Raw genomic sequence first — 11,984 nt, forward strand, 5'->3', positions numbered from 1 at the left:
ACGCATGAAAAGGGCGTCGATGCCCGTCGGCACCGACGCCCTCGCCGGGCGCGCCGGCGGCGCGGTCAGTCGGGCAGCCTGAGCCCGTCCACCGTCTTGAGCCGCGCGTCCACCGCGCGGCCCTTGCGACCGCGCTTGGCGATGTAGAGGTCGATGCTCGCCTTCACGTCCACCACGCGCTCCTTGCCGCCGAGCGTGCCCACCACGCTCACGCCGCCCGCGCGGGCGAAGGCGATCACGTCGAGCAGCTTCTCCTTCGGTTCCAGATCGATGAGCGTCACGCCGCGGCCACCGCCGGGCTGATGCTTGAGTTCGTCGGCGCCGAAGGCGAGCAGCCGGCCATTGGCCGACAACGCCGCCACATGGTCGATGCGCTGGCCCGGCAGGATCAGATGCGGGCGCAGCAGCTCGGCGCCCTCGTCGATCGTCACGTAGCTCTTGCCCGCGCGCTGGCGCGTGGTCATGTCGCCGAGCTTGGCCGCGAAGCCGTAGCCCGCCGTCGTAGCCAGCACCACGCCCGATTCCGCCGGCCCGACCAGCATGTGCGCGACGCGCGAGCCGCTTTCGAGATCGATGAAGCTCGTCACGGGCTGGCCGTCGCCGCGCGCGCCCGGCAGCGCCGACACCGCCACGTTGTAGACCCGGCCGTTGCTGCCGAGCACCACGAGCGTATCGACCGTGCGGCACTCGAAGGTCGCGTACAGCGAATCGCCGGCCTTGAAAGTGAACTGCGCCTTGTCATGACCTTGGCCCTGGCGCGCGCGCAGCCAGCCCTTGTCGGAGATGACGACCGTGACCGGCTCGTCCACCACCTTCACCTCGACGCTCGCGCGCTTGTCGGCCTGGATGAGGGTGCGGCGATCGTCGCCGCAGGCCTTGGCGTCGGCCTCGATCTCCTTCACCAGCGCGCGCTTCATCGCGCCCGGATTGGCGAGCAGGTCGGCGAGGCCCGCGCGCTCCTTGCGCTTCTCGTCCAGCTCGCCCTCGATCTTGATGCGCTCCAGCCGCGCCAGCTGGCGCAGGCGGATTTCGAGGATGTCCTCGGCCTGGATCTCACTCAGCTTGAAGCGCTCCATCAGCGAGACCTTCGGGTCGTCCGCCTCGCGGATGACCTTGATGACCTCGTCGATGTTGAGGAAGGCGATCAGCCGGCCTTCGAGGATGTGGATGCGCGCATCGACGCGGCGCAGCCGGAAGTGGGTGCGCCGCGTCACCACCTCGACGCGGAAGGCGACCCATTCGGACAGGATCTCGACCAGGTTCTTCTGCCGCGGCCGGCCGTCGCGGCCGACCATCACCAGATTGACCGGCGCGCTGCTCTCCAGCGAGGTGTGGGCGAGCAGCGTGTTGGCGAACTCGGCCTGGTCGATGTTGCGGCTCTTGGGCTCGAACACGAGGCGCACCGGCGCCGCCTTGCCCGACTCGTCGCGCACGGCATCCAGCAGGCCGAGCATCTGTGCCTTGAGCTGCTGCTGCTCGGGGCTGAGCGCCTTCTTGCCGGCCTTGATCTTGGGATTCGTCAGCTCCTCGATCTCCTCCAGCACCTTCTGGCCCGAGGTGCCCGGCGGCAGTTCGGTCACGACCAGCTGCCACTGGCCGCGCGCGAGGTCTTCGATCTTCCAGCGCGCGCGCAGCTTGAGGCTGCCGCGACCGCTCGCGTAGGTGTCGCGGATGTCGGCCGGCGAGGAGATGAGCTGGGCGCCGCCCGGGAAGTCGGGCCCGGGGATGTGCTCCATCACCGCGTCGAGGCCGATCTCGGCGGCGGCCCTGGCGAGCGCGGCGCCGGCAAGCATCAGGCGCGAGTCGTCGCCCGAAATGCGCGGCAGGCCGTCGGTGCCGAGCGGCACCGAGCGGGCGTCGTCGGCCGAGCCGGCGCCGTCGCGGCCGGCCGCCTTCGCCGCGAGCTGCACCGCCTCGCCGGTGCCGAACAGCTGGCTCACGCCGCCGACCACGCTCGGCGGCAGCTTCTGGATCATCGCGACCGCCGCCTGGGCAACCTCGCGCAGGTTGTGCGACGGGATCTCGGTGGCGAGGCCGACGGCGATGCCCGAGGCGCCGTTGAGCAGCACCATCGGCAGCCGCGCGGGCAGCAGGCGCGGCTCGTCGAAGGTGCCGTCGTAGTTGGGCGCGAAATCGACCGTGCCTTCGTCCAGCTCGTCGAGCAGCAGATTGCTGATGCGCGACAGCCGCGCCTCGGTGTAGCGCATGGCCGCCGCGCCGTCGCCGTCGCGCGAGCCGAAGTTGCCCTGGCCGTCGATGAGCGGATAGCGCAGCGAGAAGTCCTGGGCCATGCGCACGAGGGCGTCGTACACGCTCGTGTCGCCGTGCGGATGGAGCTTGCCGAGCACGTCGCCGACGACGGCCGCGCTCTTGCGCGGCTTGGCGCCGGTGTTGCCGGCAAAGCCGAGGCCCATCTCGCGCATCGCGTAGAGGATGCGGCGCTGCACGGGCTTCTGGCCGTCGGCCACGTCGGGCAGCGCGCGGCCCTTGACCACGCTGATCGCGTAGTCGAGATAGGCGCGCTCGGCGAAGCGCGCGAGCGTCAGCGCATCGGAATCGGACGCGGGCTGAGAGGTGAACAGATCGGTCATGGAATCGTGAAGGCGACCCGGCCACGCAAGCGCGGCCGGCAGATGGATGCGAAGCGGCGGATTCTAGTGAAGCGGGCGGTCGCGGCGGTGACGCGGCTGGCCGGCTGACACGCGGCAGGGAGGCGCGCGACGGTCGGAAGCCGGGCGCCCGTGGCGGCGCTCGGCGCGCCGCACGCCGAGCTGTCGGCGGCGCAGCCTAGGCGGCGGAACGATCATCGGCGGCCGTCGCGGGCAGCGGCATGTGCGCGGGCAGGCGCAGTTCCGTCTCGCCACGCACCGGCGCGGCCACCGCGCCCTCGCCGAACACGATGCGCTCCAGCTCGGCCGGGTCGAGCACCGTGCGCGTCGCGAGATAGAGCGCCTCGGCCTCGGGATGACGGCGGCGCAGGAAGTTGAGCCATTGCTTGAGCCGCCCCGCGCGCTGGTCGCGGCCGGTGAGCTTCGCTGCGTCGAGCCAGAAGCCGGCGAGCAGCGGTTGCAGCGCCGCCCAGTCGAGCCCGCGATGGCCGGGCAGCGCGATGCTCAGCGCGAGCCCCGGGTCGGACACGATGCCGCGCCCGAGCATGAGGTCGGCGCAGCCCGAGATGTCGCGGCAGCGGCGCGCGTCGTCGGCCGTGAAGATGTCGCCGTTGGCGATCACGCGCAGCTTCACGGCGGCGCGCACGTCGGCGACGCGGTCCCAGTGCGCGGGCGGGCGGTAGTGCTCGACCTTGGTCCGCGCGTGGACGACGAGTTCTTCCGCGCCGCCGGCCTCGATCGCCTGGGCGCAGCGCTCGGCGAGCGTGTCGTCGCAGAAGCCGAGGCGCATCTTGGCCGACAGCGGCACCCCGGGCGGCAGCGCGGCGCGCACCGCCTCGACGATGCGCTGGAGCAGGTCGGGCTCGGTCAGCAGCGAGGCGCCGCCGCCGTGGCGGTTCACGACCTTGGCCGGGCAGCCGAAATTGAGATCGACGCCGTGCGCGCCGAGCGCCGCGACGGCGGCGGCGTTGTCGGCGAGACAGGCGGCGTCGGAGCCCATGAGCTGGGCGCGCACCGGCACGCCGGCCGGCGTGAGGCCGCCGTGGTCGAGTTCGGGAATCACGCGGCGGAAGGCGCGGTCGGGCAGCAGCGTGCCGGTCACGCGGATGAATTCGGACACGCAGCGGTCGAGCCCGCCGGCGCGCGTGAGGATGTCGCGGAGGACCCAGTCGAGCAGGCCCTCCATGGGAGCGAGGAGAAGCATGGGGCGGGAGGGTAGCAGCGGCGGGCGGGCGCCCCGCCGCCCCGTCAGGCCACGCGGAACCGCGCGATCGCCTCGCTGAGCTGGCGCGCCTGCGCCTTGAGCGCGTCGGCCGCGGCGCTGCTCTGCTCGACGAGCGCCGCGTTCTGCTGCGTGACCGCGTCGAGCTGGTTCACCGCCAGCGTCACCTGCTCGATGCCCGCCGTCTGCTCGCGCGTGGCCGAGCCGATCTCGCGGATCAGTCCGCCGACCTGCTGCACGCGATCGACCACGTCGTCGATCGTGCGACCCGCCACGCTCACGCGCTCGCCGCCGGCATTCACCTTGTCGGCGGCCGCGCCGATGAGCGCCTTGATCTCCTTGGCCGCCTGCGCGCTGCGCTGGGCCAGCGTGCGGACTTCGGCCGCGACGACGGCAAAGCCGCGCCCCTGCTCGCCCGCCCGCGCCGCTTCCACGGCCGCGTTCAGCGCCAGGATGTTGGTCTGGAAGCTGATGCTGTCGATCACGCCGACGATCGCCTCCACCTGCCGCGACGAGGCTTCGATGTCCTGCATCACCGCCACCACGTCGCGCACCGCCGCGCCACCGCGCTCGGCCACTTCCGACGCCTCGCCCGCCAGCCCGGTCACCTGACTCGCATGCTCGGCGTTCTGCCGCACCGTGCCCGACAGCTCCTCGAGCGAGGCCGACGACTGTTCGAGGCTCGCCGCTTGCTCCTCGGTGCGCGACGACAGGTCGAGGCTGCCGGCCGCGACCTCGACCGCGCCGGTCTCGATCTGCGTCGCCGCCTGCTTGAGCGAGCCGACGAGCGTCGAGAGCGAATCCACCATCGCCTGCTGCTCGCGCGCGAGGTCGGCGAGTTCATCGCCGCCGCTCGTGTCGATGCGCACCGTGAGATCGCCGTGCGCGACCCGCCGCGCCACCTCGACGGCCGCGCCGAGCGGCCGCGTGATCGAGCGCGTGATGACGACCGTCGCCGCAATGCCCGCGAGCAGCGCGAACACCGATGCCCCGACCATCATCCGCGTGGCCGCCGTCATCGCCTCGGCGCCGCGCGCGACCGCCTCGTCCTTGAGCTTGAGGTTGTACTGCCAGTCCTCCTCGACCGAGTCGAGCACCGTGGCGGCCACCTTGCGCAGATCACCCTCGGCGATGCGCGTGCGCACGGCCTGGAGCTTGTCGGTATCGCCGGTGGCGGCGGCCAGTTCCGCGCGCAACATCAGCCAGTGGCGCTGGTAGGCCTCGGCCGCGGTGCCGATCGCCGCCCAGCGCCGACGGTCCTCGTCGTCGCTGACGTAGGCGCGGCCGTATTCGGCATGGGCATCGACGAAGCTCTTCCAGCGCTTGTCGCGGTCGGCATCGGCGGTGGCGCGGCCCTTCTCGTCGCCGGCCAGCGCGATGCGCAGATCGGTGCGGCGCACGCCGCTCACGCCGTCGCGCATCTGAGCGAGCGCGGTCAGCGACGGAACGGTATTGCCGGACACATCGCGCGCCGCCGCGTCGATGTTGCCCATCTGCAGCAAGGCGACGCCGACGATGGCGGCGAGCAGCAGCAGCACGAGCCCGAAGCCGAGCGCGAGCCGTTGCGAAAGACGTATGCGGTTGAACGAGTTCATCGCGTTTCCAGGTCATGAGTCCTGCGGCTGGCACAGAGACGAATCCGGAAGCATGTCCGGAATCGGCAGCCGCCCATCAGCGGAGAAGGCTCGGCGCCAGACGGCAGTTCCACGATTCACGAAGAAGCCCGCCAACGACGCAGCAAGGCGACCAGGAGATGGCTCCAGCCCCAAGCCCAAGCCCGAGGCCGCGCAGCGGCCAATGGGCGCCACCGCATTCACGAGGGGACGGGAGCGGGTGGGGTTGGCGCGCTCGCCGTTGGGAGCGCCGAGTCATGCCGACGGGCGCCGGCGAGCGCCGCAGGCGCTCAGGTCCGCATGTCTGAGCCTTGCGCCCCTGGGCGCAAGGCGAGTTGGCGGACCGGGCCGGCGCCCGTCGGCATGGCGAGGGCAGCCGGCAACGCCGGCCGCTCTCTTCGGCGAGCGCGCCAACCCCACCCGCTCCCGCCCCCGTTCTCGAAAAGAAGCCCCCGCGCGTCAAGCCACGCGGAATTGCGCCACCGCCGCCGCCAGTTCCTTCGCCTGCGACTTCAGGCTGTCCGCCGCCGCCGTGCTCTGCTCCACCAGCGCCGCGTTCTGCTGCGTCACCGCGTCGAGCTGCGACACCGCCTGGCTCACCTGCTCGATGCCGGCCGTCTGCTCGCGCGTCGCCGCGCCGATCTCGCGCACCAGACCGCCCACCTTCTCGACGCGACTCACCACATCGTCGATGGTCTGGCCGGCCACCGTCACCCGCTGACCGCCCTGGTTCACCTTGTCCGCGGCGGTGCCGATCAGGTCCTTGATCTCCTTGGCCGCCTGCGCGCTGCGCTGGGCCAGCGTGCGGACCTCGGCCGCGACGACGGCAAAGCCGCGCCCCTGCTCGCCCGCCCGTGCCGCTTCCACGGCCGCGTTCAGCGCCAGGATGTTGGTCTGGAAGCTGATGCCGTCGATCACGCCGACGATCGCCTCCACCTGCCGCGACGAAGCCTCGATCTCCTGCATCACCGACACCACCTCGCGCACCGCCGCGCCGCCGCGCGCCGCGACATTGCTCGCGTCATCGGCCAGCTGCGTCACCTGCACCGCGTGCTCGGCGTTCTGCTTGACCGTCCCGGTCAGTTCCTCGAGCGAGGCCGACGATTGCTCCAGGCTCGCGGCCTGCTCCTCGGTGCGCGACGAGAGGTCGATGCTGCCCGCCGCCACCTCGCCCGCGCCGGTCTCGATCTGCAGCGACGCCTGCTTGAGGCGGCCGATCAGCGTGCTCAGGTTCTGGATCATGGTTTGCTGGGCGCGGGCCAGATCGGCCAGTTCATCGCTGCCCGAGGCATGCAGGCGCACCGTCAGGTCGCCGTCGGCGACGCGGTTGGCGGCGTCCACCGCCTCGCGCAGCGGCACGACGATCGAACGCGTGATGGCAAGCGTCGCGCCGATGCCGATGAGCAGCGCCAGCGCGGCGGCCACCACCATCGCGGTACGCGCCATCGCGTCGGCGCGCTTGGCCTGGGCCACGGCCTCGTCCGCCAGCTTGAGGTTGTATTCCCAGTCGGTCTCGATCGCCTGTAGCGCCTCGTTCACCGCCTTGAGCACGGGGCCGGAATTGACCTGGTTGCGCAGCGCCTCGGCGCGCGCGGGGTCGGCATCGGCGGCGACGAGTTCATCGCGCAGCGAGGTCGACAGGCGGCGGTAGTCGGCGGCGAGCTTGCCGACCGACTGCCAGAGCTCCCGGTCCTTGTCGTCGCTGATCGCGGTGCGGCCGTACTTCTCGTAGTTCTCGTCGAACGTCTTCCAGGCCTTGGCGCGCTGCTCGTCGGTGCTGGCGCGGACGGTCTGGTCATCGGCCAGTGCGAAGCGCAGCTCGGCGCGTCGCGCCGTGCTCAAACCATCGCGCATGTTGGCCATCAGCGTGAGCGACGGCACGGTGTTGCCGCCGAGATTGGTGGCCGCCGCGCCGATGGCCGCGATCTGCACCCAGGCCACCGCGACGATGGCCATGCAGAGCGCCAGCACGAGGCCGAAGCCCAGCGCCAGACGCCGTGAAAGCTTGAATTGATTGAGCCATCCCACGAGTGCCGTCTCCTGTCGTTTGTTATGGGCACGGTCGACAGGCGCTCCCCCGAGCACTCGACGCCGACCTGTACGTTAGTTTCCACTCACACTACAGGCCGGCATTCACGCGAGCAGGGCCATCGCGGCCCGCCAGTTCGCGGCTTATCCCATGACGCCAAGGGCGACGGTTCGGCTCAGATGTCGGCCTCGGCCTCGTTGCCGTGCTCTTCGAGCCAGGCGCGGCGCGCGCTCGCCTCGCCCTTGCCCATGAGCATGTTCATCACGCCGTCGGTGGCGCCGGCGTCGAGGTCGCCGAGCGCGACGGCTTGCAGGCGGCGCGTGTCGGGATTCATGGTCGTGTCCCAGAGCTGCTCGGCGTTCATCTCGCCCAGGCCCTTGAAGCGGCTGATCTGCCAGGCGGTGTCCTTAACGCCGTCCTTGCGCAGCTTGTCGAGGATGGATTCCAGTTCGCTCTCGTCGAGCGCGTAGAGCTTCTGCGCCGGCTTCTTGCCGCGCGCCGGCGCATCGACGCGGAACAGCGGCGGACGCGCCACATGCACATGGCCGCGCTCGATCAGCTTGGGGAAGTGGCGATAGAACAGCGTGAGCAGCAACACCTGAATGTGGGCGCCGTCCACGTCGGCGTCGCTCAGGATGCAGACCTTGCCGTAGCGCAGGCCGCCCAGGTCGGGCGAATCGTTGGGGCCGTGCGGATCGACGCCGAGCGCCACCGCGATGTCGTGGATTTCATTGTTGGCGTAGAGGCGGTCGCGCTCGGTTTCCCAGCTGTTCAGCACCTTGCCGCGCAGCGGCAGGATCGCCTGGTACTCCTTGTCGCGGCCCATCTTGGCGCTGCCGCCGGCCGAGTCGCCTTCCACCAGGAAGAGCTCGTTGCGCGCGATGTCGGTGGTCTCGCAATCGGTCAGCTTGCCGGGCAGCACCGCAACGCCCGAGGTCTTGCGCTTCTCGATCTTCTGGCCGGCGCGCATGCGCGACTGCGCCTGGCGGATGACCAGCTCGGCCAGCTTGCGGCCGTAGTCCACATGCTCGTTGAGCCACAGCTCCAGCGCCGGCCGCGCGAAGCTGCCCACCAGCCGCACCGCGTCGCGCGAATTGAGCCGCTCCTTGGTCTGGCCCTGGAACTGCGGGTCGAGCACCTTGGCGCTCAGCACGAAGCTCGCCCGCGCGAACACGTCTTCCGGCATGAGCTTGACGCCCTTGGGCAGCAGCGCATGCATCTCGATGAAGCTCTTGACCGCGCCGAACAGCCCTTCGCGCAGCCCGCTTTCATGCGTGCCACCGGCCGGCGTCGGGATGAGGTTGACGAAGCTCTCGCGCACGATCGGCCCTTCCTCGCAGAAGGCCACCACGTATTGCGCGCCCTCGCCCTGGGCGAAGCTGTCGTCGTTCGGCCCGGCGAAGCCCTCGGCGCCGAACACCGGGATCAGCGGCTCGCTCGCGCCCGAACCCGCGAGCGTCTGGTCGAGATAGCCCTTGAGGCCCTCCTTGTAGAACCACTCCTTCAGCTCGCCGCTCGCGCGGCGCAGCGTGGTCTTCACGCCCGCGAGCAGCACGGCCTTGGAGCGCAGCAGCCGTTCCAGCTCGCCGAGCGGGATGACGGGCGAGTCGAAATACTTGGGGTCGGGCCAGACCGTGACGCGCGTGCCCTGCCGGCGGTCGCCGGCGCCGGCCGGACGCGAGCCGAGCGGCACGATCACGTCGCCGCCCGAGAACACGAGGCTGTGCACCTTGCCGTCGCGGAACACCGTCACTTCCAGCCGCGTCGAGAGCGCATTGGTCACGCTCACGCCCACGCCGTGCAGGCCACCCGAAAAGCTGTAGGCACCGCCCGAACCCTTGTCGAACTTGCCGCCCGCATGCAGCCGCGTGAAGACGATCTCGACCGTCGAGACGCCCTCCTCCGGATGGATGCCGACCGGAATGCCCCGGCCCTCGTCGTCGATGGTGATGCTGCCGTCGGCGTTGAGCGTGACATCGATGCGCTTGCCGAAGCCGCCGAGGCATTCGTCGGCCGCGTTGTCGATCACCTCCTGGACGATGTGCAGCGGGTTTTCGGTGCGGGTGTACATGCCCGGCCGCTGCTTGACCGGTTCGAGGCCCTTGAGGACCTTGATCGAGGCTTCGCTGTAGTCGCTGGTCTGCGGATTTCGGGGGGAACGGTCAGCCATTCAATTCACATCATGAGAAATCGGGAGCCTCAAGTTATTCACAATTCTTGTGAACAAAGAGGGACTTGACTCGCCCGCAAGCCGCGCCGTTGCTGGCTTGCGCTGGTTTGCCCAGTTTTTCGGCATGCGGCGCGCGGCGGTTGCTGCGGCACCGAATCCGGGCTTCGCGGGCGTTTGCCCCCCTTGACACAGTCATCTGGCAAGCGGGGCGAGCATTTCACGTGCCAGGCCGGGTCGGCCGGGGCGGTTTCATTCTAGTCAGCCGCCGGCGCGCTCTTCCAGTTCCGCCCAGCGGGTGATGGCGGCCTCGAGCTTCTCGCCGAGCGCGCTGAGTTCGGCCGTGAGCGCGGGGATTTCCGCCGCGCGGCTTGCATAGGTGGCCGGATCGGCCAGCATCGCCTGGAGGCGGGTCTGCTCGGCCTCCATCGCCTCGATGCCGGCGGGCAGGGTGTCGAGTTCGCGCTGCTCCTTGTACGAGAGCTTGACGCGCGGACGTGCCGCGTTGCCCGCCGCGCCGCCGCTGGCCGTGGCATTGCCCGCGGCGCCGCCCGCGCTGCCACCGTTGCCCGCGCCCGCCTCCGCGCCCTTGCCGCCCTGGGCCGCGCCGGCCTTGGTCGCGGCCTCGGCCTTGCCGGGCGCGAGGGTCTTGTCGGCGCGCGGATCGGCCGTCACCACCATGCCGCCGCGCGCGCGCTCCACATCGGCCCAGCCGCCCACGTATTCGCTCCAGCGGCCGTCACCCTCGGCCAGCACGCATTGCGTGACCACCTCGTCGATGAAGGCGCGGTCGTGCGACACGATCAGCACGGTGCCGTCGTAGTCGAGCAGCAGTTCCTCCAGCAGTTCCAGCGTCTCGATGTCGAGGTCGTTGGTCGGCTCGTCCAGCACCAGCAGATTGGCCGGCTGGGCGAACAGCCGCGCCAGCAGTAGCCGGTTGCGCTCGCCGCCCGACAGACTCTTGACCGGCGAATTGGCGCGCGCCGGCGCGAACAGGAAGTCGCCGAGATAGCTCATGACGTGCTTGCGCTCGGTGCCGATCTCGACGTAGTCGCTGCCCGGCGCGATCGTGTCGCGCAGCGACTTCTCGAGATCGAGCGCGGCGCGCATCTGGTCGAAGTAGGCGACGCGCAGGCCGGTGCCGAGCTTGACCTTGCCCTCATCGGGCGCCAGCTCGCCGAGGATGAGCCGCAGCAGCGTCGTCTTGCCCGCGCCGTTGTCGCCGAGGATGCCGAGCTTGTCGCCGCGCATCAGCGCGAGGTCGAGGTTGCGCACGATCGTCCGCTCGCCGAAGCGCTTGGTCACGCCCGTCAGCTCGGCCACGCGCTTGCCCGAACGCTCGCCCGACTCGATCGACAGCTTCACGTTGCCCTGGGCATTGCGGCGGTCGGCGCGCTCCTTGCGCATTTCCACCAGCCGCGCCACGCGGCCGACGCTGCGGGTGCGGCGCGCCTCCACGCCCTTGCGGATCCACACCTCTTCCTGCGCCAGCAGCTTGTCGAAGCGCGCGTTGGCCAGCGCCTCGGCCTCGCGCATGTCGGCCTTGCGGCGGCGATAGGCGTCGAAGTTGCCCGGGAAGGACGCGAGCTTGCCCCGGTCCAGCTCGACGATGCGCGTCGCCACCTTGTCGAGAAAGCGCCGGTCGTGGGTCACGAACACCAGCGAGAAGCCCGGCGGAAAACCCGGCTGCTCGACCAGCAGCTGCTCCAGCCAGGCGATTGCCGCGAAGTCGAGATGGTTGGTCGGCTCGTCGAGCATGAGCACGTCGGGCTCGGCCACCAGCGCCTGCGCCAGCGCCACGCGCTTGCGCTGCCCGCCCGACATCGAGCCCACCTTCGTGCCCGCCGCGATGCCGAGCCGGCCGAGCCAGGCCTCGACGCGGTGCGCCGCGCCCCAGGCGCCGGCCGCCTCCAGCGCCGCCTGGGCGTGGCTCAGGCGGTCGAGCGCGGCCGGATCGTCATGCGCGGTGTCGAGCGCGGCGAGCGCCGATTCATACGCGGTGATGAGCGCCGCGCCCGGCAGGCCGGCGGCGACCGCCTCGGCCGCCGTGTGCTCGGGATCGAGCTCCGGCTCCTGCGCCACGAGCGCGATGCGCGCGCCCGATTGCACGACGCGCTGGCCGTCGTCGAGCGCCGAGTCGCCGACCAGCACGCGCAGCAGGCTCGACTTGCCGGTGCCGTTGCGGCCGATGAGGCCGACGCGCTCGCCCGCTTCCAGCGAAAAATCGGTGTGATCGAGCAGCGGCCAGTGCCCGAAGGCCAGCGATGCGTCGTTGAGTGTCAGTAGTGCCATGTATGAGAAGCCCTTTTGCAGCCGCCTATGATCGCTCGCTTTCCGCTGCTGC

The 11,984-nt window shown here is 70.7% G+C and carries 6 protein-coding genes; all 6 read right to left on the reverse strand.

What is annotated here, in order from left to right; all coding sequences use genetic code 11:
* Positions 1-65: 65 nt before the first annotated feature.
* Complete coding sequence (locus H566_RS0119375; RefSeq protein ID WP_028312740.1) at positions 66-2,591, reverse strand: DNA topoisomerase IV subunit A; 2,526 nt, start codon at positions 2,589-2,591, stop codon at positions 66-68.
* Positions 2,592-2,787: 196 nt separating this feature from the next.
* The gene (locus H566_RS0119380; protein ID WP_028312741.1) at positions 2,788-3,813 is read right to left on the reverse strand and encodes a tRNA dihydrouridine synthase; all 1,026 of its coding nucleotides are present in this window, start codon (positions 3,811-3,813) and stop codon (positions 2,788-2,790) included.
* Between the two features lie 44 nt (positions 3,814-3,857).
* The gene (locus H566_RS26450; protein WP_034412256.1) at positions 3,858-5,426 is read right to left on the reverse strand and encodes a methyl-accepting chemotaxis protein; all 1,569 of its coding nucleotides are present in this window, start codon (positions 5,424-5,426) and stop codon (positions 3,858-3,860) included.
* Positions 5,427-5,903: 477 nt separating this feature from the next.
* Positions 5,904-7,472 carry a methyl-accepting chemotaxis protein gene (locus H566_RS0119390; protein ID WP_028312742.1) on the reverse strand — a complete coding sequence of 523 codons (1,569 nt, stop codon included), beginning with the start codon at positions 7,470-7,472 and terminating at the stop codon, positions 5,904-5,906.
* Positions 7,473-7,648: 176 nt separating this feature from the next.
* On the reverse strand, positions 7,649-9,643 hold the full coding sequence (locus tag H566_RS0119395) for a DNA topoisomerase IV subunit B (RefSeq protein ID WP_028312743.1): 1,995 nt from the start codon (positions 9,641-9,643) through the stop codon (positions 7,649-7,651).
* A 258-nt stretch (positions 9,644-9,901) separates the two neighbouring features.
* Positions 9,902-11,932, reverse strand: a complete 2,031-nt coding sequence (locus H566_RS0119400) for an ATP-binding cassette domain-containing protein (protein ID WP_028312744.1) — start codon at positions 11,930-11,932, stop codon at positions 9,902-9,904.
* Positions 11,933-11,984 lie beyond the last annotated feature (52 nt).

It is taken from the genome of Derxia gummosa DSM 723, from assembly GCF_000482785.1.
Lineage (GTDB): Bacteria > Pseudomonadota > Gammaproteobacteria > Burkholderiales > Burkholderiaceae_E > Derxia > Derxia gummosa.